This is a genomic window from Microbacterium foliorum, from assembly GCF_006385575.1.
GTDB classification, from domain to species: Bacteria; Actinomycetota; Actinomycetes; order Actinomycetales; family Microbacteriaceae; genus Microbacterium; species Microbacterium foliorum_B.
This window is the reverse complement of record NZ_CP041040.1, coordinates 879038-901931: the sequence shown is the minus strand read 5'-3', so window position 1 is coordinate 901931 and position 22894 is coordinate 879038. Positions and strand designations below refer to the sequence as shown.

The 22894-nt window shown below is 68.3% G+C and carries 23 protein-coding genes; 7 read left to right on the top strand and 16 right to left on the bottom strand.

The genetic code is table 11. From position 1 onward, the window contains the following. The first annotated feature begins 7 nt into the window (after nucleotides 1-7). Genes FIV50_RS04385 through FIV50_RS04375 form a run of 3 tightly spaced genes read left to right on the top strand, consistent with a single transcriptional unit; the run spans nucleotide 8 to nucleotide 2761 of the window. Nucleotides 8-985, top strand: coding sequence for a branched-chain amino acid ABC transporter permease (locus FIV50_RS04385; protein WP_140036370.1), 978 nt, complete (start codon nucleotides 8-10; stop codon nucleotides 983-985). After that, nucleotides 975-1991 carry an ABC transporter ATP-binding protein gene (locus FIV50_RS04380; RefSeq protein WP_375137393.1) on the top strand — a complete coding sequence of 339 codons (1017 nt, stop codon included), beginning with the start codon at nucleotides 975-977 and terminating at the stop codon, nucleotides 1989-1991. Before FIV50_RS04385 ends, FIV50_RS04380 begins: the two co-directional genes overlap by 11 nt. Beyond that, nucleotides 1988-2761 carry an ABC transporter ATP-binding protein gene (locus FIV50_RS04375; RefSeq protein WP_140036369.1) on the top strand — a complete coding sequence of 258 codons (774 nt, stop codon included), beginning with the start codon at nucleotides 1988-1990 and terminating at the stop codon, nucleotides 2759-2761. The genes FIV50_RS04380 and FIV50_RS04375 overlap by 4 nt, the downstream gene beginning before the upstream one ends. Before the next feature lie 149 nt (nucleotides 2762-2910). Here FIV50_RS04375 and FIV50_RS04370 read toward each other — a convergent pair whose 3' ends face one another. The 3 genes from FIV50_RS04370 to FIV50_RS04360 form a co-directional block, all read right to left on the bottom strand. After that, nucleotides 2911-4176, bottom strand: a complete 1266-nt coding sequence (locus tag FIV50_RS04370; protein ID WP_140036368.1) for an ABC transporter substrate-binding protein — start codon at nucleotides 4174-4176, stop codon at nucleotides 2911-2913. A gap of 143 nt (nucleotides 4177-4319) precedes the next feature. After that, on the bottom strand, nucleotides 4320-5258 hold the full coding sequence (gene rarD / locus FIV50_RS04365; RefSeq protein WP_140036367.1) for an EamA family transporter RarD: 939 nt from the start codon (nucleotides 5256-5258) through the stop codon (nucleotides 4320-4322). Nucleotides 5259-5358: 100 nt separating this feature from the next. Next, nucleotides 5359-6774 (bottom strand): MFS transporter, encoded by a 1416-nt coding sequence (locus FIV50_RS04360; protein ID WP_308810388.1) that lies wholly within the window; start codon nucleotides 6772-6774, stop codon nucleotides 5359-5361. A gap of 102 nt (nucleotides 6775-6876) precedes the next feature. Here FIV50_RS04360 and FIV50_RS04355 point away from each other — a divergent pair, with 102 nt between their 5' ends. Then, nucleotides 6877-7752 (top strand): helix-turn-helix transcriptional regulator, encoded by an 876-nt coding sequence (locus FIV50_RS04355; RefSeq protein WP_140036366.1) that lies wholly within the window; start codon nucleotides 6877-6879, stop codon nucleotides 7750-7752. A gap of 84 nt (nucleotides 7753-7836) precedes the next feature. Here the strand turns inward: FIV50_RS04355 and groES are convergent, their stop codons facing one another. After that, nucleotides 7837-8133, bottom strand: a complete 297-nt coding sequence (groES, locus tag FIV50_RS04350) for a co-chaperone GroES (protein ID WP_039394204.1) — start codon at nucleotides 8131-8133, stop codon at nucleotides 7837-7839. Between the two features lie 143 nt (nucleotides 8134-8276). Between groES and FIV50_RS04345 the strand changes: the two genes are divergently transcribed. Then, a complete protein-coding gene (locus FIV50_RS04345) occupies nucleotides 8277-9485 on the top strand; it encodes a class I SAM-dependent methyltransferase (protein ID WP_140036365.1) in 1209 nt (402 codons plus the stop codon). A 20-nt stretch (nucleotides 9486-9505) separates the two neighbouring features. Here the strand turns inward: FIV50_RS04345 and FIV50_RS04340 are convergent, their stop codons facing one another. From FIV50_RS04340 to FIV50_RS04300, 9 genes are read right to left on the bottom strand one after another with little or no spacing between them, the layout of a single operon-like run. Beyond that, nucleotides 9506-10738: a hypothetical protein gene (locus FIV50_RS04340; RefSeq protein WP_140036364.1), complete on the bottom strand. Its 1233-nt coding sequence runs from the start codon at nucleotides 10736-10738 to the stop codon at nucleotides 9506-9508. Further along, complete coding sequence (locus FIV50_RS04335) at nucleotides 10722-11783, bottom strand: hypothetical protein (protein ID WP_140036363.1); 1062 nt, start codon at nucleotides 11781-11783, stop codon at nucleotides 10722-10724. The genes FIV50_RS04340 and FIV50_RS04335 overlap by 17 nt, the downstream gene beginning before the upstream one ends. A 3-nt stretch (nucleotides 11784-11786) precedes the next feature. Then, nucleotides 11787-12293, bottom strand: coding sequence for a hypothetical protein (locus FIV50_RS04330; protein WP_140036362.1), 507 nt, complete (start codon nucleotides 12291-12293; stop codon nucleotides 11787-11789). After that, nucleotides 12293-13363, bottom strand: a complete 1071-nt coding sequence (tsaD, locus tag FIV50_RS04325) for a tRNA (adenosine(37)-N6)-threonylcarbamoyltransferase complex transferase subunit TsaD (protein WP_140036361.1) — start codon at nucleotides 13361-13363, stop codon at nucleotides 12293-12295. The genes FIV50_RS04330 and tsaD overlap by 1 nt, the downstream gene beginning before the upstream one ends. After that, the gene (gene rimI / locus FIV50_RS04320; protein WP_140036360.1) at nucleotides 13360-13866 is read right to left on the bottom strand and encodes a ribosomal protein S18-alanine N-acetyltransferase; all 507 of its coding nucleotides are present in this window, start codon (nucleotides 13864-13866) and stop codon (nucleotides 13360-13362) included. Before rimI ends, tsaD begins: the two co-directional genes overlap by 4 nt. Then, a complete protein-coding gene (gene tsaB, locus FIV50_RS04315) occupies nucleotides 13863-14486 on the bottom strand; it encodes a tRNA (adenosine(37)-N6)-threonylcarbamoyltransferase complex dimerization subunit type 1 TsaB (protein WP_140036359.1) in 624 nt (207 codons plus the stop codon). Before tsaB ends, rimI begins: the two co-directional genes overlap by 4 nt. A 20-nt stretch (nucleotides 14487-14506) precedes the next feature. Continuing rightward, the gene (gene tsaE / locus FIV50_RS04310) at nucleotides 14507-15004 is read right to left on the bottom strand and encodes a tRNA (adenosine(37)-N6)-threonylcarbamoyltransferase complex ATPase subunit type 1 TsaE (RefSeq protein ID WP_140036358.1); all 498 of its coding nucleotides are present in this window, start codon (nucleotides 15002-15004) and stop codon (nucleotides 14507-14509) included. Beyond that, nucleotides 15001-16107: an alanine racemase gene (alr, locus tag FIV50_RS04305; RefSeq protein WP_140036357.1), complete on the bottom strand. Its 1107-nt coding sequence runs from the start codon at nucleotides 16105-16107 to the stop codon at nucleotides 15001-15003. The genes tsaE and alr overlap by 4 nt, the downstream gene beginning before the upstream one ends. After that, a complete protein-coding gene (locus tag FIV50_RS04300; protein ID WP_042539168.1) occupies nucleotides 16104-16463 on the bottom strand; it encodes a holo-ACP synthase in 360 nt (119 codons plus the stop codon). The genes alr and FIV50_RS04300 overlap by 4 nt, the downstream gene beginning before the upstream one ends. A gap of 273 nt (nucleotides 16464-16736) precedes the next feature. Here FIV50_RS04300 and FIV50_RS04295 point away from each other — a divergent pair, with 273 nt between their 5' ends. After that, nucleotides 16737-17567 carry an endonuclease domain-containing protein gene (locus FIV50_RS04295; protein WP_140036356.1) on the top strand — a complete coding sequence of 277 codons (831 nt, stop codon included), beginning with the start codon at nucleotides 16737-16739 and terminating at the stop codon, nucleotides 17565-17567. Nucleotides 17568-17668: 101 nt separating this feature from the next. On the opposite strand, the gene glmS is transcribed toward FIV50_RS04295, so the two are convergent. Beyond that, entirely contained in the window at nucleotides 17669-19516 is a 1848-nt protein-coding gene (gene glmS, locus FIV50_RS04290; protein WP_140036355.1) for a glutamine--fructose-6-phosphate transaminase (isomerizing), read from the bottom strand. Nucleotides 19517-19573: 57 nt separating this feature from the next. Further along, nucleotides 19574-20518, bottom strand: a complete 945-nt coding sequence (coaA, locus tag FIV50_RS04285; RefSeq protein ID WP_140036354.1) for a type I pantothenate kinase — start codon at nucleotides 20516-20518, stop codon at nucleotides 19574-19576. A 36-nt stretch (nucleotides 20519-20554) separates the two neighbouring features. Here coaA and FIV50_RS04280 point away from each other — a divergent pair, with 36 nt between their 5' ends. Further along, on the top strand, nucleotides 20555-21499 hold the full coding sequence (locus tag FIV50_RS04280; RefSeq protein WP_140036353.1) for a Ppx/GppA phosphatase family protein: 945 nt from the start codon (nucleotides 20555-20557) through the stop codon (nucleotides 21497-21499). Nucleotides 21500-21533: 34 nt separating this feature from the next. Here FIV50_RS04280 and glmM read toward each other — a convergent pair whose 3' ends face one another. Continuing rightward, entirely contained in the window at nucleotides 21534-22892 is a 1359-nt protein-coding gene (gene glmM / locus FIV50_RS04275; RefSeq protein WP_140036352.1) for a phosphoglucosamine mutase, read from the bottom strand. Nucleotides 22893-22894: the final 2 nt, after the last annotated feature.

The window sequence follows — 22894 nt, the reverse complement described above, 5'->3', positions numbered from 1 at the left end:
GAGCGACATGGATTGGGGAGGAATTCTCAACAACACCGCCGGCTGGCTCTTCAGCCCGACGACGATCGCCTACGCGCTCGCGGCGACGGGACTCGCGGTGCACTTCGGCTACGCGGGCCTGCTGAACTTCGGCATGGCGGGCTTCATGGCGATCGGCGCATACAGCTACGCGATCTCGATCATCTCGTTCGGGCTGCCCTGGTGGCTCGGAATCATCATCGGCATGGTCATGGCGATGGTCTTCGCCGTGATCCTCGGAATACCCACACTGCGACTCCGCGCCGACTATCTCGCCATCGTGACGATCGCGGCGGCCGAGATCGTGCGGCTCCTGTTCACCACCACGGTGTTCGACGAGTACACCAACTCCGCGGACGGCCTCGGCGGGTACCACGCGGGGTTCCGCGCGGCGAACCCCTTCCCCGAGGGCACATACGGCTTCGGTCCGTGGACGTACACCGCGAATGATCTCTGGGTGCGCGTCTTCGGCCTGATCCTGCTGGCGATCGCGGTGTTCATGGTGTGGTCACTGATGCGAAGCCCCTGGGGTCGCGTGCTGAAGAGCATCCGAGAGGACGAGGATGCCGTGCGCTCGCTCGGCAAGAACGTCTTCGGATACAAGATGCAGGCACTCACGCTCGGCGGGATCTTCGGGGCTCTCGGCGGCGTCGTCTTCGCGCTTCCCTCGGCGGTCGTCCCGGCGACGTACACGACGAGCCTCACGTTCTTCGTGTGGACCATCCTTCTGCTCGGAGGCGCGGCGACCGTGTTCGGTCCCGTTCTCGGATCCATTCTCTTCTGGGTCATCATGGCCTTCCTCGACAGTGTCCTTCCCGCGCTCGCCGAGCAGGGCATTCTGCCGATCTCGCCGATCCAGGCGGGGACGCTGCGATTCGTGTTCGTCGGCGTCGCACTGATGCTGTTGGTCATCTTCCGACCGCAGGGCATTCTCGGAAACAAGAGGGAGCTGACCTTTGTCAAGTAACAGCGCATCTCCTGCAGGGGATTCCGACTCCGTCGGCGTGCCCCCGGCGACGGGGAGCATCTCGCGACCGAAGACCACGGGCCTCGCCACGGGCGACAACGTCCCCGGCGTCCCCAAGAACGATCCGATCATGATCGCCGATAACGTGACTCGACGCTTCGGCGGCCTCACCGCCGTCGACGTCGAGCACCTCGAGATACCCCGCGGAGCCATCACGGCTCTGATCGGACCCAACGGAGCAGGCAAGACCACTCTCTTCAACCTGCTCTGCGGATTCGACAAGCCCAACTCGGGGACGTGGAGCTTCGACGGACGTCAGCTCAGCGGCATCCCCTCGTTCAAGGTCGCGCAGATGGGGCAGGTCCGGACCTTCCAACTCACCAAGGCGCTGTCGCTTCTGACCGTGCTGGAGAACATGAAGCTCGGGTCGACCGGCCAGAAGGGCGAGAAGTTCTGGGCGAGCATGCTGCCGTTCATCTGGCGTGGCCAGGAGACGGAGATCGAGGCGAAGGCACGCGACCTTCTCGTGCGCTTCAAGCTCGACGCGAAGGCTGATGACTATGCCGCATCGCTCTCCGGAGGTCAGCGGAAGCTGCTCGAGATGGCCCGCGCTCTCATGAGCGATCCGACGCTGGTGATGCTGGACGAGCCGATGGCCGGAGTGAACCCTGCGCTCACCCAGTCGCTTCTCGATCACATCCTCGATCTCAAAGAACTCGGCATGACTGTGCTGTTCGTGGAGCACGACATGCACATGGTTCGCCACATCGCGGACTGGGTGGTCGTCATGGCTGAGGGACGGATCGTCGCCGAAGGTCCCCCCGACACCGTCATGCAGGACCAGTCGGTCATCGACGCGTACCTGGGGGCCCATCAGGACGTCGATCTCGGCGTCGTCACGGGTCGGGTCGACGGCGAGCTGGATGCGTCAGCGGCCGAACTCCTGGAAGAGATCAAGATCGAGGAGGCGGCCGCGGCCGCTCCCGAGGAGGAGGAGAAGAAGTGACCCCGAGCTCCCTCACCGGCGCTGTCGAAGACGAAGCAGCGCGCACCGATCGGGTCGTCGTCCAGGTGACCGACCTCGACGCCGGGTACCTGCCCGGCATCAACATCATCAACGGCTCAAACCTCACCGCCCACAAAGGCGAGTTGATCGGCATCATCGGGCCCAACGGTGCCGGCAAATCGACCCTTCTGAAGTCGATCTTCGGCATGGTCAAGGTTCGCGCCGGCAGCATCTCGGTGAACGGAGAGAGCATCGTCGGGCTGAAGTCCGACAAGCTCGTGCAGCGCGGAGTGGGATTCGTCCCGCAGACGAACAACGTCTTCCCCTCGCTCACGATCGAGGAGAACCTGCAGATGGGGCTCTTCCAGAGGCCGAAAGCGTACAACGAGCGCCTCGAGTTCGTGACCGGCATCTTCGCCGAGCTCGGCAAGCGGCTCAAGCAGCGTGCGGGATCGCTCTCCGGAGGTGAGCGCCAGATGGTGGCGATGAGTCGCGCATTGATGATGGATCCGGCCGTGCTGCTGCTCGACGAGCCCAGCGCCGGCCTCTCCCCCGTCCGTCAGGACGACGCCTTCATCCGCGTCTCCGACATCAACAAGGCCGGCGTCACGACCATCATGGTCGAGCAGAACGCTCGCCGTTGCCTTCAGATCTGCGACCGCGGCTACGTGCTCGACCAGGGGCGCGTGGCGTACGAGGGAACGGGACGCGATCTGCTGAATGACCCCAAGGTGATCGGCCTTTACCTCGGCACACTCGGCCAGGACTGACAGCGCACTCGAACAGGGGGCGGATGCTTCGGCATCCGCCCCCTTCGTCCTGTCTTCTTGCGTCTTGGTCTCTGGGTGTCTTCGTATCCACGTCACGGACGAAGAAGGGACCCCCGGCGATGCCGGGGGTCCCTCGTTTCACAGTTCGCTCAGTCGAGGCGGCTGTGCATGTTGTCTGCACCGTACTGGAAGACGCCGATGGTCGCTTCGGTCGGGTCGCCTGCGTCGTCGAACGCGACGCCACCGGAGTAGCCGTCGTAGTCGGCCACTCCGCCGTCGAGGATGATGTCTGCGCAGTCCGTGAAGGACTCGCACTTCTCGCCATCACCCGAACCGCCGGAGACCTCCTGCAGGCTTGCTGCGATGTCTGCGGGTTCGTTGGAGTTCGCAGCGAGAGACGCGAGTGCCAGCAGCACGACGGCGTCATACGACTCGCCGGCGTAGTTGAAGTCGGCGAGTTCAGCGCCGTCGCCCTGCTCGAGCCACTGCGCCTTCAGGCGGTCCTGGAAGTCGTCCGCGAGAACCGGTCCGGGCTGCGTGCCCTTCGAGCCTTCGATGGAGACCGGCATCGTGTCACCCCACTGGGAGGTGTTGCCGTCGACGAAGTAGAAGTTCGCGCCGTCGAAGCCGCTGTTCACGAACGACGGAACGATGGTCGACGTCTCCTCGAAGCCGATCACCGCGATGGCGTCAGGGTTCTGCGCCATGATCGTCGACACCTGAGCGCTGAAGTTGGTGTCTCCCGCGTTGTACGACTCGGATGCGACGACCTCGCCGCCCGTACCCTCGAAGGTCTCCGTGAGCGCCGACTCGAGGCCGTTGCCGTAGGCGTCGTTCAGGTAGATGATGCCGATCGACTGATGGCCGTCCTCGGCGATCAGGTTGCCGAGCACCTCGCCCTGGAGCAGGTCGCTCGGGGCGGTGCGCCAGTACAGGCCGTTGTCATCCCAGTCGGTGAAGTCCGGCGAGGTGTTCGCAGGCGAGAAGGTGATCACGCCGGCTCCGACCGCCTGGTCGAGGAAGAGCTTGGTCACACCGGAGGATGCCGCACCGATCAGTGCCTGGACGTCATTGCCCAGCAGACGAGGGACCGTGGTCTCGTACGCCTTGTTGTCGGGGTCGCCGGAGTCGCCGTATTCGACGTCGATGGTGATGCCCTTCGCGGCCTCGTTGATCTCCGCTGCAGCGAGACCCACTCCGGCCTCCTCGGGCGGGCCGAGGAACGCGAGTGCTCCGGTCTGCGGCAGAACCGTGCCGATGTTGAGGGTGAGCTCCTGTCGCTCTTCGGACGAAGGGGCCTCCGACTCTGAGTCGGTCGCAGCCCCCGTGCATCCGGCGAGAACGATGGCGCTGATGCTGGCGACGGCGATGCCGCCGAGGACCTTGACGGCACGCGAGCTGGTGAAGACGCTCATGTTGCTCCTTGCTTTCGATGAAGCGGAACGACTCGAGCGCCGTCCCAGTGCAACAAACGTATACGCGGCGATGTCACTCAATTGTTGCGATGCGTTAACGGTGTGATACAGAACGGTCTCGGATGGATAACGCGCCGAGCGGGTCAGGTCGTACGAACCACGTTCACGCGTCCACCGCGCCGCATCGCGAGCAGGAGGTCGACGACGAAGACGCCGATCGCGATCCAGACGATGATGAACCCCGCCCAGCGCTCGGGCGGCATCGGCTCGCCGAGCACCACCGCGCCGATGATGAACTGCATGACGGGCGTGACGAACTGGATCATCCCGATGACGGTCAGGTTGACGCGTCTGGTGCCGGCGGCGAAGAGCAGCAGCGGCACCGCCGTCGCCACTCCCGCGAAGCCGAGCAGCACCGCATGCCAGACGCCGTGGGAGCCCATCGTGAGTCCTTCAGGGGTGGCGGCGACGAGCATCAGCTGCACGACGGCGATCGGGATCAGCCAGAACGACTCGAGGGTGAGACCGCTGATCGCATCGACCGCGGGGCCGATCTTCTTCTTGATGAGCCCGTAGACGCCGAACGAGGCAGTCAGCGACAGGGCGATCCACGGGAACGAGCCGTAGAAGAGGACGATCACGATCACGGCGACCGCGGCGATGCCGATCGCAGCCCACTGCAGCCTGCGGATGCGCTCCTTGAGCACGAACACTCCGAGCAGCACCGTGGTGATCGGGTTGATGAAGTACCCGAGGCTGGTCTCGACGATGTGCCCCGAGAGGGTGCCGATGAGGAACACCTGCCAGTTGACGTAGATCAGGACGCCGGCCAGAGCGGTCCATGCCAGCAGCCCCGGCTGCCGGATGATCGCACCGAACGCCGCCCAGCCGCGCGTCACGGTGAGAAGCAGCAGACAGAAGACGAGCGACAGCAGCACCCGCCACGCGACCACCTCCCACGGCCCCGTCGGCGTGAGCAGCAGGAAGTAGAGGGGCAGCACGCCCCAGAGCAGGTACGCGCCCCCGGCGTACGCGACTCCCGCTGTCCGAGTGGCTCGGGATGCGGCGTTCGTCGGGGTCACCGCACAACCCTACGCCCGTCGCCGAGCGGCATCCGACCAGCAGCAGCCGCCGGTCGGACATTGGCGGGAATCGATGCAAAGGTGGCGCATCCCCGGCCGTTCAGCGGCTTCGCGGACTTCTGAGGACGACGGCGACGAGGAGCGCGGTCGAGAGCGCCATCACCGCGTTGAGGCCGATCGCCGCCTGCAGCCCGGCGAGAAGGCCGGCACCGGCGAATGCCGCGACCACTGCTGCCATCACCGGTGTGCCCAGTGCGATGCCCACCTGCTGGCTCATCGTGACGAGACCGGTCGCCAGCCCCTGCTGTTCCGAGGGAACCGACCCCGTCGCCGTCACGACGTAGCCGACGATCGCGACGAGATTCGCCACGCCGCCGAGGAAAGTCAGAATCAGCAGCGGAATCGCCCAGGCCTGCTCTTCGGAAGCGAAGGCCAGCGGGAAGGTGGCGGCGGCCTGGACGATCAATCCGACGACGATCGCACGCGACGATCCGACCCTGCCGATGACGCGGGGCGCGAGGAGGCCGCCGAGCACGGTGCCGAGACCGAGCACTCCCAGCATCAGCCCGGCCGCTATCGGGGTGTACCCGAGGATCTCCTGCAGATAGATGGTCAGCAGGAAAACGAGCGACGTCTCGGTCGCGAACGCGAGGAGGCCGGCGAGGTTGCCCCACGCGATCTGCGTGCTCCTCAGCAGCGACGGGGCGATGAGCGGTTCGGTCGCCCGCCTCTCGGCGAGCGCGAACACCACGAAGAACGCCGCGGAGACACCGAGCGGCGCCCAGGTGCCCGGGTCGCCCCAGCCGACGCGCCCCGCGGAGTCGATGCCGAAGACGAGCGCGACGAGAGCGGCTGTCACGGTGACGGCGCCGACGACATCGAGGCGAGCCCGTGCGACGCGCCTCGGCTCGTGAAGCACGAAGGCCCCGACGAGCAGGGCTGCAGCGGCCACCGCGACGTTGATGAAGAACGCCCAGCGCCACGAGACGCCTCCGGTGAGCAGCCCTCCGAGCACCGCTCCCGACGTGAACCCCGCTGCCATGAGTGCCCCGTTGAGCCCGAGCGCCCGCGAGCGTGCCCGTCCCTCGGGGAACATGGTGGTCATCAGCGCGAGAGCCGCCGGGGTGACCATCGCCGTGGCGATCCCCTGACCGACACGAGCGGCCAGCAGCACGCCCGGTGTGGTGGCGAGTCCGCCGACGACCGACGCCGCACCGAGCAGCACGAGCCCGGCCAGGAACAGCCGCTTCCGCCCGAGCGGGTCGGCCACCCGCCCGAAGAACAGGGTGAACGACGCGGCGCAGATCGCGAAAGCGGTCACGATCCACTGCAGCGACGCCGTGTCGAAGCCGAGCTCTCGCCCGATCGGCGGCAGCGCGACATTGAGGATAGAGAAGTCGACGGCGAGAGTGAAGTTCGCCGTCAGAAGGACGCCCATGGCGAGCGTCTGCGCCGGGGTGAAGCGATCAGTCGTCTGCGGCGTCGTGGCGGAGAGAGTCGAGTCGGTATGAGTCACGGTCCTCAGCCTCCGCCCCGCGGTATGGGGCAGCCAGTCCCCTCTCGCGACTAGCACTGCCAGGGACAGGCTGCGCGTGCGAGGGCCGTGGAGAATGGCACCATGGACCCGCACACCGCGCTCACCAGGCCGATCGCCTCAGAACGGCCGGTGACCGAGCTCGGCGAGTTCCTGCGCTCTCGGCGGGATCGCGTCACGCCCGACGACGTCGGAGTGGTGAGCTTCGGTGGGCGCAGGGTTCCGGGCCTCAGCCGCGAAGAGCTCGCGCGACTGGCCGGGGTCTCGGTGACCTACCTGACCCGCTTGGAGCAGGGCCAGTCGCAGAACGCATCCGACGCGGTCGTCGACAGCCTGGCCCGGGCACTGCAGCTCGACGCCGACGAGCATGCGCATCTCCGAGCGCTGGCGCGCCCGAGATCAGCCGCTGCCCGCAGACCCCGGAGGCCCGAGCAGCCGCATCGGGGCGCCTCGCAGCTGTTGCACGCCATGGGAGTTCCGGCTGTGCTGCTGGGGCGTTTCACCGACATCCTCGACTGGAACAGCGCCGGGCACCTTCTGATGGCGGGCCATGTCGAGGTCGACGCGCCGTCGCGGCCGGCAGCCCGACCCAACAACCTCCGGATGCTGTTCCTCGATCCGCACACGCGTGATCTGTACGCCGACTGGCAGGAAGAGGCTGCATTGGCGGTGGCATCGCTGCGATACGTCGCCGCGCGATTCGTCGACGACCGCCAGCTGGCCGAGCTCATCGGCGAGCTGAGCCTGAGCAGCCCGGACTTCGCGAAGCTCTGGGCAGGGCACATGGTCAAGCTCTGCACGAGCGGCAGCAAGCGCTTCCGGCATCCGGTCGTCGGGGAGCTCACGCTCGGCTACGAGGTCCTTCACCTGCCCGAGGGAGACGGCCAGCGCATCCTCGCGTACAGTGCGCCTGCCGGCAGCGCTGCCGCAGCGGCCCTCGAACTGCTCCAGACGCGCTGAACGGGTTCCCGCCCGCCTGACAACGTGCGGAAACGCAGGAAGGCCCGGATGCATGATGCATCCGGGCCTTCCGAAGACGTTGTCTCAGCGGACGACGACTGCGAGCACGTCGCGAGCCGACAGGACGAGATACTCGTCTGCGCCGAACTTCACCTCGGTGCCGCCGTACTTGCTGTAGAGCACACGGTCGCCCACGGCGACGTCGAGCGGAACGCGGTTGCCGTTGTCATCGATGCGGCCGGGGCCCACGGCCACGACCTCGCCCTCCTGGGGCTTCTCCTTGGCGGTGTCGGGGATGACCAGGCCACTCGCGGTGGTCTGCTCTGCCTCGACCTGCTTGATGACGATGCGATCCTCGAGCGGCTTGATGGAAACCGACACGGTCTACCTCTTCTTTCTTGACGCTGACAGGAAGACTTTTCGCACTCTCAACCCGAGAGTGCTAATTCAGTCTAGGCGCTCCGCTGGCACTCACGCAATGCGAGTGCCAATGGGGCGAACATGCCGCCGCCTAAGCTGGAGGCGTGGAGATCTCCGAGCTGCGCGCCCTGCTCACCCCCGAAGGCCTGCAGGCGCTCGACCAACTCGGCCCTGTCGAACAGGTCGCCGATGTCGCCCGCATCGTCTCTCGGCTGCGCGCCGCCGGGCACTCCCCCGAACTGGTCTCGGCTGTGGTCGGCCAGGCGCGTCTGCGGGCCAAGGCGAAGGGCAAGTTCGGCGACTTCGCATCGCGGATGCTGTTCACCCGCGCCGGGCTCGAGCAGGCCACCCGGCTGGGCGTCGCCGCGCGGCATGCGCAGCGACTGCGCCGGGCAGGGATCACCCGCGTATCCGATCTCGGCTGCGGCATCGGCGGCGACTCGCTCGCCTTCGCCGGCGCCGGACTCGACGTGATCGCCGTCGATGCCGACGAGGTGACCGCGGCGATCGCCGCCTACAACCTCGCACCCTTCGGCGACAGCGCGGTCGTGACGCACGGCACCGCCGAAGCCCACGTGCCGGTCGACAACGACGAGACACAGGCGATCTGGATGGACCCGGCCCGTCGCACCGCGGGCCACAGCGAGACGCGGCGCGTGTCGTCCGGTGACTACTCTCCCCCACTCGACTGGGCATTCGACGTGGCGTCCCGCATTTCGACCGGCATCAAGCTCGGCCCGGGCCACGACCGGGATTCTCTTCCTGTCGACGCCGAGGCGCAGTGGGTGAGCGCAGAGGGCAGCGTCGTCGAGCTGGTGCTGTGGACGAGAGCGCTGGCTCGCGACGGCATCCGCCGGTCCGCTCTCGTGATCCGCGGCGAGCGCTCGCACGAGCTCACCGCGGGAGCGGATGCGGAGGATGCACCCGTGCGTGGTCTCGGCGCCTTCCTGCACGAGCCGGACGGCGCGGTGATCCGGGCGCGTCTGATCGGCGACGTCGCACGCAGTCTCGACGCGGGGATGCTCGATGAGCGCATCGCCTACCTCAGCTCCGACACGGCGCTCACGAGTCCGTTCGTGCAGTCGTTCCGGGTACGCGAGACGATGCCCGCCAATCCCAAGGCGATCAACGCCGTGCTCAAGGCGAACGATGTCGGCTCGCTCGAGATCAAGAAGCGCGGCATGGACATCGACCCCGCAGCCTTCCGCAAGAAGCTGACGCTGCGGGGCGATCGGGCGGCGACGCTCATCCTCACCCGCGTGGGCGATCAGCGCCGCGCGATCCTCGTCGATCGGGTGCCAGCACCCGAGTAGCGTCGGGCGGACCTGCGGCGCTAGCCGTCGGAGTCGTCGGACGGGATGTCGACCTGGATCGGATCCTGCTTCTCGCCGCCGAGTTCGAGCGTCTCGCCCGGGCTCACCGTCTGCTCCGCGGCGGCCGCTGCGCTGTCGCCGGAGACGACGAGGTACGGCGTGCCGTTCAGTGTGTACGCGAGGCGCACGCTCCACTCCGCAGCGACGGCCCCCGTCTCGTCGACGGTGACTCCTCGGGTTTCGATGCCGTCGCCGGAGTACCCCTCGTCTCCCGACGCGCGACAGTCGACGCTCTCGACGGCGTCGACGATCAGGCAGTCCTGGACGTCATCGTTCTCGAGGCGCTGTGCGCGCCACACGGGGGCATCGCGGAAGTAGCCGACGACCGAGAACGAGTACTCCTCGAAGCCCTCGTCGATCAGCAGCTCGGCCCGCTCCCGCTCGTCCCCCTGGAACTGCGACAGCCAGGAGTTCTGGTCCGAGCGCCAGCGCTGGATGATCCCGACGACCTCACCGTTCATCGCGCGTGCAGCAGATGCCCAGATCTCCTCCGGACTCTCCTCACCCTCGCCGGGCGCGGTGACACTCGCACTGACCCCGATCCCGTTCCCGTTCGCGAGATCCGCGGCCGACTGACACTGATCCGCCGACTTGCCTGCGGCGTCGAGCGTGATGCAGACCGTCTCGCCCTCCTGTTTCGTGGCGTACCAGACGAGGGCGTCCTCGTCCTGGCCGATCGCCCGCAGGCTGCCCGGGTCGAATCCGCCCTCCGCCTGCAGCTCGGCGCGTCGCTGCTGCTGCTCGGAGCTCAGCGCCACGGCGTCACCCGTGTGCCCGAAGACTGCCCATCCGACGCCGAGACCGATCACCAGCATCGCTGCGGATGCGGTGACAGCAGCCTTCCAGTGCTGTCGGATCGCCGCGCGAAGGCCTCGGGCCTCGAGGGGCTGCTGCCCGACGGCTTCCTCGTCGGCGGGATCCTCGGAGGAATCCTCGGAGGGGTTTCCGTTCGTCGGGACGGAAACGGGTGCCCCGGCATGCGGCGGCCTCGAGTCCTCAGGCGAACGCAGCACGTCGACCGCATCGATGCCTGGGCCCGCCGCAGCCGCGGCGCGGACCGTCAAGTCTGGCTCGACGCGCATGGACTCGAGTTCGCGCAGCCTGGCCGCATCATTCTCGGTCAGGCCGCCGCCGCGCCCGTATGCTCTGGCCTGCAGGGCGCGCAGCTCGGCGGACTCACTCTCCTGCAGCATCGTCGCTCTCCCAGCCCCTCGTCACGGTGAGGTACTGCTGACCGTAGCCGAACTGATACTCGTAGCGGGTCGTCTCACCATCGTCTACGACGTCGAGCGCGAGCGTCCGGTCCGCATCGGCGAGCATCTGGCCGTCGTCGCACGCCATCGGAGGATCCGGCATGGACCCGTCATAGACGAGACAGTATCGCTGGGTGGAGGCGTCGATCCCTGTCCAGATCGGCACCTGGTCGTCGTAGCCCACGACCTGGATCGTGCGCCGGTCCAGGCCGGTCTGTTCGGCGAGCGTCGTCGCCGCCTCCGCCTCCTCCGGGCTCGCGAACATGGAAGAGGACTGCGGCGAGGTGATGTAGCTGCGGGTGATCACGGCAGGCTCCCCGTCCTGGGTGAGGAACATCTGCGCCTGCACATCGTAGTTCTGGTTCTGCTCCACGGGCTTCGTGAGCGTCGCATTCACGCCCAGGATCCTCGCCTGCTCGCGCGTCGTGCACGCGGGAGCAGTCACGTCTTCGTGACCGAGCACGAGGCACACGTCCGCGCTCTCGTTCTTCGTCGCGAACCAGATCACGACGCCCTCTTCCTGCGTCATGGCGCGCACAGAACCGGGGTCGAAGCCGCCCGACGCGACGATCGCACTCTGCCACTCCTCCTGCTGAGCGGTGAGCTGCATCGGTGCAGGACCACGATCGGCGAAGATCAGCCACCCCAGCACGACGCCGACGACGGCGAACGCCGCGGCGATCGCGACGGCAAGGCGCCAGTGCTGTCGCAGAGCAGCGAGAGCGGAGTCGACGCGGGTCGTCCCGGTGGCGATGGCCTCCTCAGACACCGAGGCGCCGTCTCCTTCGACGACGCTCGACGCGGCGGGGTCCGTGTGTGCGGATCGCGGCTCCGCAGCCGTCGGCGCGGGTGGCTCTGCCCTGCGCGTCCTCCCGGCCTCCAGCTCGCGCAACCGCGCGGCCTCCGCCTCACTCAGCGCACCGGCACGACCGTAGGCCCGCGCCTGGAGAGCCTGGAGCTCGACGGATTCTTCCGCGTCGAGCATCCGCTATCCGAGTCTCTCGAACTGCATCCCGGCCCAGACGAGCCAGCCGAGGCTGTAGACGGTCGCGCACAGACCGAGCACGAGCGCCCAGCGCGCGATGGCGCGACTCTCGACGGGCCGACGCAGCGACATGATCGACGCGATCACGGAGATGATGGCTATCGGTATGCCCCATCCGACGAAGAACGACGAGGCCAGGGCGACGATGGCGGCCATCAGCGCCCAGGGGGCGAGGCGGGTGTCGTCGACGGCCGACGCGTCTGTCGACGGCGCCCACTCGGTGCGGCGCCCGATGTCGTCGGCCACAGGACCGCTGACGACCACCGGTTCGACGCCGACCGGCCCCGTCGGCAGCTTCGTGTATCCCTCGCGGCGCGACCCCGGGATTCGCGCCGAACCCGCCGGATTCTCGACCTCGCCGCTCGGACGCTCGATGCGGGTCGGAGGCAGTGCGGCGCCGGACGCTGGTTCTGCACCCACCGGATCGGGCGTGCGTGGCACGTCGCTCATCACATCACCGCGACGCGCTCGTCGACCTGGATCTCGGTGACCGGAAGGGTGGAGTCGGCTCCGAACGCGAGCGTCGACGGGCGTCGACCCGAGGAGATCAGCTCCGCGGCGAGCGCGGCGATCATCGCCCCGTTGTCTGTGCAGAGCGACAGGGGCGGGATGCGCACGGTCACGCCCGCCTTCTCAGCCCTGGCGAGCGCGACCTCGCGGAGACGTCGGTTGGCGATGACCCCGCCGCCCAGCAGGAGGCGCGGCACGCCGAGGTCCGCGCACGCGGCGAGCGCCTTCGTCACCAGCACGTCGACCACAGCCTCACGGAAGCTCGCGGCCACATCGGCGACAGGGACAGGCACGCCCTCGGCCTCGCAGCGCTCGATCCAGCGTGCGACCGCCGTCTTGAGCCCGGAGAACGAGAAGTCGTAGCGGTGCTTCGCGAGGTCGGATGCCCGCGACAACCCGCGCGGGAAGCGGATCGCATTCGGGTCGCCGTCAAGTGCGGCCCGATCGATCTCGGGGCCGCCGGGGTACGGCAGCGACAGCAGACGTGCGACCTTGTCGAACGCCTCGCCCGCGGCGTCGTCCATGGTCTCGCCCAGCATCTCGACGTCGGTCGTGAGGTCGCGCACGTGCAGCAGCGACGTGTGCCCTCCCGACACGAGCAGCGCGATCGTCGGGTACTCGAGAGGCTCGGAGTCGGGGGTCAGGATGTCGGCGGCGATGTGGCCCACCAGGTGATTGACCGCGTACAGCGGCTTGTCGAGCGACACGGCGAGACCCTTCGCGGCGCCGACGCCGACCATGAGCGCCCCTGCGAGACCCGGTCCGCTGGTCACGGCGACGGCGTCGAGGTCGTCGAGCCGCACCCCGGCCTCGGCCAGCGCGACATCGATCGACGGCTGCAGGGCTTCGAGATGGGCCCGGGCGGCGACCTCGGGCACGACACCGCCGTAGCGGGCGTGCTCGTCCATGCTCGACGCGATCGTGTTCGACAGCAGGGTGCGCCCGCGGACGATCCCGATGCCCGTCTCGTCGCAGCTCGTCTCGATGCCCAGCACCAGAGGCTCGGTCATGCGGTGGCCTCCTTCGCGGCATCCACAGTGGATTCGTCAGGATGCGAGGAACGCGGATGCTGCAGCACGAGGCGCATCACGATCGCATCGACATCGTCGGGCTGGTAGTAGCGAGGGCGCCGGCCGATCTCCTCGAACCCCTCGGAGAGGTACAGACCCTCTGCGCCCGGGTTGTCGGCGCGCACCTCGAGGAAGACTTCTCGGGCTCCGCGTTCGGCCGCGGCAGCGAGAAGCGACCGCAGCAACGCACGACCGCGACCGGCACCCCTGTGCTCTGCATCGAGGGCGATGGTCTGGATGTCGGCATCGCGCGACCCCTGCAGAGCGCGCACTCCCCCGTAGCCGATGATGACACCGTCATGCTCGTCGACCAGATAGCGGCCGTGCGGGCTCGCGAGCTCCAGCGCCATGGCCTGAGGGCTCCATGCGTCGGTCGGGAACGAACGATGCTCTATGGCCATGATGGCGTCGAGGTCGTCGGGCGTCGCTGCGCGCAGAGTCATAGCCCCACCTTCTTCGGCGCTCCGGGCACGGTGACATCGGGCTGCCGCAGGTAGAGCGGCTCAGACCCCGCGAGCGTGCGCCCTGCGACCACCGCTCGGGCGCCCACGCGGGCGAGATCGACGGCCGACAGCGTCTCGACATCGATGCGACGGACGCCGTCGAGGTGCTCGTCTGCGTCGGCCCGCGCGACCAGCACCGTGTCGGCGACCATGTTCGGGATGCCATCGGCATCCGTCCCCTCGAAGACGGTGATCGCGACCTCCCGCCGACGGGCGTCGGTGACGATGGCGAACGGGCCGGTGATGGCTTCTCGCTCGATCGCGGTGAGCGCCGCGGCGAAGTGGCTGGGCACGGGAACGACCGGGATTCCCCGGCCCATCGCGAAGGTGCGCGCGGTCGCGATGCCGATGCGGAGGCCGGTGAAGGGGCCGGGACCCATGCCCGCCACCACCTGATCGATCGATCCGCTTCCGGTCTCGTCGAGGGCTCGCACGAGCAGCTCGCCGATGACCTCCGCGTGACCGAGAGGGTCGGCGGCCGATGCATCGGACAGACGTGTGCCGTCGTCGTCGATGAGGGCGACGGCGGTGCCCAGGGAGGTGTCGACGGCGAGGATCACCTCTCCAGGGTAGTCGCCGTTCAGCCGGTGATCGCTGAGCGCCCGCCGCGCGTGATCGTCACGTGCCGCGGGGCATCCGCGTCGAGCTCGGACGGGTCGAGATCGTCGTCGCCCCCGACCGGACGCTCGAGCTCGATGTCCCACCAGGTCTCGGTCAGGTCTTCGGCCATTCCGCGTCCCCACTCGATCACGACGACCGATCGCGCGAGGTCGAGATCGAGGTCGTCGAGTTCGGCGCCCGAGCCGAGACGGTAGGCGTCGACGTGCACCAGCGGGGCGCGTCCGACGAGCGAGGGGTGAGTGCGCGCGATCACGAACGTGGGGCTCTGCACGGGCCCGCGCACTCCGAGCCCCTCAGCGAGCCCTCGCGTGAACGTCGTCTTCCCCGCGCCGAGGGGCCCGGTGAGGATCAGCAGATCTCCGGCTTCGAGTTGCTCGCCGATGCGGAAGCCGAGCTGCTCCATGGCATCCGACGTCTCGATCTCGCGGCGTCCGAGGAAGGCCGGGTCGACGCTCATGCCGACCGCCGGGGCACGCGCGGGCCGATGCGCGTGACGATCTCGTAGTCGATGGTCGAGGCGGCGTTGGCCCACTCGGCCGCCGAGGGAACCCCGAGGGTCGGGTCGCCGAACAGCACGACCTCATCTCCGATCGACACCGGGGCATCGCCGACGTCGACGACGAACTGGTCCATGGCGATCCGGCCCACGTTGGTGTACCGACGCCCGCCGATCGACACCGGCAGGCGTCCGGAGGCGTGGCGCGGCACTCCGTCGGCGTAGCCCAGAGGCACGAGCACCAGCGTCGTGTCGCGCGAGGTGCGGTGGTCGTATCCGTACGACACCCCGGCTCCCGCCGGCACGCGGCGGACGGCGGCGATCGCACCGCGCAAGGTCATGGCAGGGCGAAGCCCGAGCTCTGCCGAGGAGCGGTCGCCGAAAGGCGAGAGGCCGTAGATGCCGATGCCGATGCGCACGGCATCCAGTCGCATCTCCGGCAGGTCGATCGCGGCCGCGGTCGCTGCGATATGCCGGATCTCGGGGTGGATGCCGAACGAGGCCGCCGCGGCGACCGCCTCCTCGAACTTCGCCAGGGCCTCGCGGTCGTCCTGAGGCGAAGTGTTCGAGAGGTGGCTGAAGAGCCCGATGATGCGCAGCCGTCCGATGCGTTCGAGACGCGCAGCCTCGGCGAGCACGCGCCGCCAGTCCGCCGGTGCGATGCCGTTGCGCGAGAGACCCGTCTCGAACTTCAGGTGCACGCCGACCGGACGATCGACCGAGGCGACGGCACCGGCGGCCTCTAGCTGGTCGAACGACGAGATGCCCACCTCGATGTCGTGCGCTGCCGCCTGGTCGAACCGCTCACCCGGCGCGTGCAGCCACGCGACGATCGGAGCCGTGATGCCCTGACGACGCAGCTCGAGAGCCTCGGGGATCTCGGCGACGCCCAGGCGGGTCGCACCGCCGGCGAGGGCCGCGACGGCCACGGCTGCGGCGCCGTGACCGTAGGCGTTCGCCTTGACCACGGCAATGACCTGCACGCCGGTGAGAAGACGGAAGTGTCGGACGTTGTCGCTGATCGCATCGAGCTCGATGCGGGCCTCGCGGAACGGAACGGTCACAGGGGCTCTCCTTCTGCCACCACGAATGCGGCGGCGAGGCCTGCATCGTGGGTGAGGGTCAGGTGCAGTCGGGTGATGCCGCGCTCGGCGACGACGTCGGCGGTCGACCCCGAGAGCACGAAGTGCGGGCGACCCGACGCCTCGGAGGCGATCTCGATCTCGATCCAGTGCACCCCGTCGGAGCCGCCGAGGGTCTTGATCAGGGCTTCCTTCGCGGCATACCTCGCGGCCAGGGAGGGAAGGCGCAGCGCCCGCTCCCCCGGCGCGAACAGCCGCTCCAGCAGCCGCGGCGTGCGCTCCATCGTGCGCTCGAACCGCGGGATGTCCACGAGGTCGATGCCGGTCCCGATGATCACCCGTTCAGCCTAGTCGCGGCATCCGCCTCCTTTGCTCCCGCCCCGTCCTGCCCCTCCCGTCCCGTCTCTCCCGTCCGTCCTTGCCACCCCACCCCGGATGGCTGGCCGTTCCCCGCCTGGCTGCCCCATCACGCTCATGCCTCCCGCCAGGCGGGGAACCCTCAGCCATGCGGCCGGGCTGACCATTCCTGCACAACCCGCATCGCGACGAGATCGATCCCCATGGTGCGGTGACCGCGACCGCGCCACGCGTGCTCGCGAGAGGATCGACCGATGCCCACGCCACTCGCCCTCGTCCAACTGCACGGCGGAATCACCCGCGGATCACGATTCGCCTCGTTCGGGTGCACGCGCAAGGACCTCTCGATCGCGGTGCGTCGCGGTGAACTGATCCGCATCCGCGCCGGAGTGTTCGCCGCGCCGGAGTGCGCGTCGAATGTGCGCACAGCGGCCCTCCATGGGGGCGCACTGACATGTTCCGGTGCGCTCCGACTGCACGGCGTCTGGGTGCTCGACGACGAGGAGCACCCCCACGTGTGGCTGGGTCAGGCGGGGCGCACGCACCCTCACCACGATTGCCTCTGCGTCGAGCACTACCGCGCAGGACGGATGCATCTGGGGCTGGCTCCGGTCGAGGCGGCGCTGGTGCATTCGTACGGATGCCATGGCGACGAGTTCTTCTTCGCCGCCTTCGAGTCCGCATGGGCGCAACGCCTGATCGGAGCAGCCGCACGGCGTCGCATCCGCGCTGCACTCCCCGCGCGCGCCCGATGGCTCGTCGACGTCGCCCGCCACGATGCAGACAGCGGGCTCGAGTCGATCGTCAGGCTGCGGCTGCATCTCCTGGGCATCCAGGTCTCGACGCAGGTCGTCATCGACGGGGTAGGTCGGGTCGACTTCGTGCTTGAGGGGCGCGTCATCCTCGAGGCGGACGGCAAGGGCAATCACGATGGCCACTCGGAGCGTCACCGGGACCTGAGACGGGAAGCCGAGGCATCCCGTCTGGGGTACGAGACGCTCCGCTTCGACTACGCCATGATCATCCATGACTGGGAGGTCGTGGCCGGCGCCATCACGAGCGCACTGGCGCGTGGACGTTCCTGAGCCGGATGGCTGAGGATCCCCCGGTTGGCTGGCACAGCATCCTGCGTCCGCCAGCCAGTCGAGATATCTCCAGCCATCCGTCCCAGAAACGGAAGAGCGGCCTACTCGACGGTGACGGACTTGGCGAGGTTGCGCGGCTGGTCGACGTCGAGGCCCTTGGCCGTGGCGAGGGCCATGGCGAAGATCTGCAGCGGGACGACCGCGAGCAGCGGCTCGAACATCGCTCCGGCGAGCGGGATGCGGATGACCTCGTCGGCGAACGGCAGGACCGCCGCGTCTCCTTCTTCGGCCACGACGATCACGCGGGCACCGCGGGCACGGATCTCCTGGATGTTGGAGACGACCTTGGAGTGGACCACGGCCGAGTGACGGGGCGACGGCACCAGGACGAAGACCGGCTGCCCGGGCTCGATCAGGGCGATCGGACCGTGCTTGAGCTCGCCGGCGGCGAAGCCCTCTGCATGGATGTACGAGATCTCCTTGAGCTTGAGCGCGCCCTCGAGCGCGATCGGGAAGCCGACGTGGCGACCGAGGAAGAGCACCGAGCGGGTGTCGGCCATCCAGCCGGCGAGCTGAGTGACGTGCTCCTGCTCGCTCTCGAGGACCTTGGCGATCTTCTCGGGGAGGGCAGTGAGCTCGGCGACGTCGACGGATGCATCCTGCACCGATCCGCGCACGCGCCCCATGTGCAGACCGAGCAGCAGCAGAGCGGTGATCTGCGCCGAGAACGCCTTGGTCGACGCGACCGCGACCTCGGGGCCGGCGTGCGTGTAGACCACGGCATCGGACTCACGCGGGATGGTGGCGCCCTGCGTGTTGCAGATCGAAAGAGTGCGTGCTCCACGCTCTCTCGCGTACTTGACCGCCATCAGCGTGTCCATGGTCTCGCCGGACTGGCTGATCGAGATGACGAGGGTGTCATCGCCGATCACCGGGTCGCGGTAGCGGAACTCGTGCGCCAGCTCGACATCGACGGGTATCCGCGCCCACTGCTCGATCGCATACTTGCCGACGAGCGCCGAGTAGGCGGCCGTGCCGCACGCGGTGATGATGATGCGGTTGATGCCGAGGAACAGCTCGTCGAGGCCGTCGAGCTCGGGGATGACGACCTGATCGCCCTGGATGCGACCGCGGATCGTGTTGGCGACCGCCTCGGGCTGCTCGGCGACCTCCTTGGCCATGAAGCTGGACCATCCGCCCTTCTCCGCAGCGGCGGCATCCCACGACACGTCGAACGGCTCGGCTTCGACCGGCGTGCCGGAGAAGTCGGTGACCGCGACGGCATCCGGGGTGATCGAGACGATCTGGTCCTGGCCGATCGCGAGCGCCTTGCGGGTGTGCTCGATGAACGCGGCGACGTCGGACCCGAGGAAGTTCTCGCCCTCGCCGAGGCCGATCACCAGAGGCGAGTTGCGTCGTGCGCCGACGACGAGGCCCGGGTGGTCCTGGTGCATCGCGAGCAGGGTGAACGCGCCCTCGAGGCGGTTGACCACGGCGCGGAACGCCCCCTGCAGGTCGCCGCCGTTGTTGCGGTACTCACGACCGAGCAGCGCGGCCGCGACCTCGGTGTCGGTCTCGCTGCGGAATGCCACACCGTCGGCGAGCAGTTCGTCGCGCAGCGAGGCGAAGTTCTCGATGATGCCGTTGTGGATCACGGCGAGCTTGTCGTCATCGGCGAGATGCGGGTGCGCGTTCTCGTCGGTGGGGCCACCGTGAGTGGCCCAGCGGGTGTGCCCGATGCCCGTGTTGCCGTCGGCGAGGGCCGCATCCTTGAGCGAGTCGCGCAGCATGGCGAGCTTTCCCGCCTTCTTGCGCATGCCCAGCGAGCCGTCGCCGTCGATGACCGCGACGCCTGCCGAGTCATAGCCGCGGTACTCGAGACGGGCAAGCCCTGCGAGCAGGATGTCCTGGCTGGGGCGCGGGCCCACGTATCCGACGATTCCACACATGTGGTCAAGAGTAAGGCGGGGTTTTTGCGAAGGTTCCGAACGAACCCCCGAACCTGCTCAGAGCTTGCGAAGAAGCACGCTCTCGACGCTGTGGTCGACGCCCTTGTTGAGCACGAGCCGGGCTCGGTGCTTGGTCGGCATCACGTTCTCGACCAGGTTCGGCATGTTGATCTCGTTCCAGTAGCCGAGCGCGGTCGTGATCGCCTCCTCGTCGGTGAGATGGGCGAAGACGTTGAAGTACGACGAAGGGTTCGAGAAGGCTCCCTGGCGCAGAGCGAGGAACCGGTCGACGTACCACTTCTCGATGTGCGAGGTGTCGGCGTCGACGAAGATCGAGAAGTCGAAGAGGTCGCTGACGGCCACGTCGTTGGGTGCCGGCGGTGGCTGCAGGACGTTCAGTCCTTCGACGATCACGACGTCGGGACGCCGGACGACCACATGAGCGTCGGGCACGATGTCGTAGCGCATGTGCGAGTAGAACGGCGCCCGCACCTCTGCAGCCCCGCTCTTCACCTCGGTGAGGAACTCGAGCAGCGCCCGCCGATCGTAGGACTCGGGAAAGCCTTTGCGCTCCATCAGGCCTCTGCGCTCGAGCTCGGCGTTCGAGTGCAGGAACCCGTCTGTCGTGACGAGTTCGACCCGAGGAGTGCCCGGCCACCGACTCATCAGCTCGCGCAGCAGGCGGGCGATGGTCGACTTGCCGACGGCGACGGATCCTGCCACTCCCACCACGAACGGGGTCGTCGAGTCGTCTTCCTGCAGGAACGAGCTCGTGGCGGCTCCCAGTCGCTTCGTGGCCGTCGCGTAGAGGCTGAGCAGCCGGCTCAGGGGCAGGTAGACCTCCCGAACCTCGGCGAGATCCAGGCGGTCTCCGATGCCGCGGAGTTCGACGACCTCAGTCTCGGTGAGCGGCTGGTCGAGTCCCGCCGCCAATCGTGCCCATTCGTCACGACCGATCTCGCGATACGGAGACAGCGGCAGCGTGGGGTCGGCGGTGGTCACGGATACATCGTAACGGCGCACGAGTAGTCTCTATCCGTGCGCCTGGGAGTACTCGACATCGGTTCCAACACCGTCCACATGCTCGCCGCCGATGTTCGCCCCGGTGGTCGGCCGCTGGCGACCACCAGCGACCGCACCGTCCTGCGGTTGATGCGGTACCTCACCGACGACGGGGCGATCTCGGAAGAGGGCGTGCTCGCGCTCGAGTCGGCAGTCGCCAGAGCGCGCACGGTCGCCGAAGAAGAGAACGTGGATGAGCTGCTCGCCACCGCGACGAGCGCGGTGCGAGACGCCCGGAACGGTGCCGACGTGATCGCGCGCATCGAGGCGGCCCTCGGCCAGCCGCTGCAGGTACTCGACGGAGAGACTGAAGCCGAGCTCACCTTCCTCGCCGTACGGCGCTGGTTCGGCTGGTCGGCGGGACAGCTGCTGCTGCTCGACATCGGCGGCGGCTCGCTCGAGGTCGCGGCGGGCGGGGATGAGCTGCCGGATGCCGCGGCATCCGTCCCGCTCGGAGCCGGACGCATGACCGTGCAGTTCCTGCCCCACGACCCTCCCGGCGAAGACGACGTCGAACGACTCCGCGAGCACGCGACGGCCACGCTCGCCGAGGTGCTCCCCCGGTTCACGGCACTGCCGCGGCCCGATCACGTGGTCGGGTCGTCGAAGGCGATCCGGTCGCTGGCCAGACTCGCCGGCTATCCGGTGCCGGGGTGGTCGGGGATCCAGCGCATGGTGCTGCCCCGCGCCTCACTGGGGTCGTGGATCCCTCGACTGGCCCGCCTGCCCGCGTCCGCGCGGCAGGAGCTCCCCGGCATCACCGCGGATCGTACGTTCCAGATCGTCGCCGCCGCAGTCTCGCTGCACACCGCCATGACCGCGCTCGACGTCGATGAACTCGAGGTGTCTCCGTGGGCACTGCGCGAGGGCGTGCTGCTGCGGTACATCGAGCAGCTGAACTGGAGCGCGCCGCGCGGCTGACCCGAGGTCGGTGCCGCACGGCGCGCTCGACGGTTCAGAGCGAGAGTCGCTCGCGCACGACGGCGACCAGCCGGTCGGCGTACGCCTGAGCGGATTCGGCATCCGCCGCCTCGACCATGACCCTGACGAGGGCCTCGGTTCCTGACTTGCGGAGCAGCACGCGACCGGTGTCGCCGAGTTCGGCGGCGACCTCGCGCACGGCCTCCTTCACGACGGCGTCGGACTCGAGCGCGTCCTTGTCGACGTCGCGCACGTTGATGAGCACCTGCGGGTACACGGTCATCACGCTCGCGAGTTCGGCGATCGTCTTGTTCTGGCGCGCCATCTCAGCGACCAGGTGCAGCCCCGTGAGCAGTCCATCGCCGGTGGTGGCGAACTCGCTCATGATGACGTGGCCCGACTGCTCGCCGCCGAGGGCGTAGCCGCCTCGGTCCATGTCCTCGAGGACATAGCGGTCACCGACCGCGGTCTGGCGCACGGTGATGCCGTGCTCGCGCATGGCGACGTGCAGGCCGAGGTTGCTCATCACGGTGGCGACGAGCGTGTCATCGGTCAGGTGACCGCGCTGCTTCATCGACACTGCGAGGATCGCCATGATCTGGTCACCGTCGATGACATTGCCCTGCGCATCGACAGCCAGGCAGCGATCGGCGTCGCCGTCGTGGGCGATTCCGATGTCGGCGCCGAGACGGACGACAGCCTCGGCGAGCTGGTCGAGGTGGGTCGATCCCACGCCGTCGTTGATGTTCCAGCCGTCCGGGTCGGCACCGATCACGGTGACGTCGGCACCCGCATCGCGGAAGGTCTCGGGAGACACACCCGATGCGGCGCCGTGGGCGCAGTCGAGCACGACCTTGATGCCGTTCAGCCGGTTCGGCAGCGAGCCGAGCAGGTGCACGACGTAGCGGTCTTCAGCGTCGGAGAATCGGTCGATCCTGCCCACGCCGGCACCGGTGGGTCGCAGCTTCTCGCCCGCCATCGCCTCTTCGATACGCTGCTCGACGACGTCGGGCAGCTTGACACCGCCGCGGGCGAAGATCTTGATCCCGTTGTCGGGTGCCGCGTTGTGCGAGGCGGAGATCATCACACCGAAGTCGGCGTCACGATCGGCGACGAGGAATGCGAGCGCAGGGGTCGGAATGACCCCGGCTTCGAGCACGTCGACGCCGGAGGAGGCGAGCCCTGCGGCGACCGCTGCAGTGAGGAAGTGACCGGAGACGCGCGGATCGCGAGCCACCACTGCGGTGAGTCGCTTGCCTTCGGCTTTGCGAGCCTCCGCAGTACGGCCCTGGCCCAGGACGACAGCAGTCGCCTGGGCCAGGGTGAGCGCGAGGTCGGCGGTGAGGATGCCATTGGCGAGTCCTCGCACACCGTCCGTGCCAAAGATCGGCATCG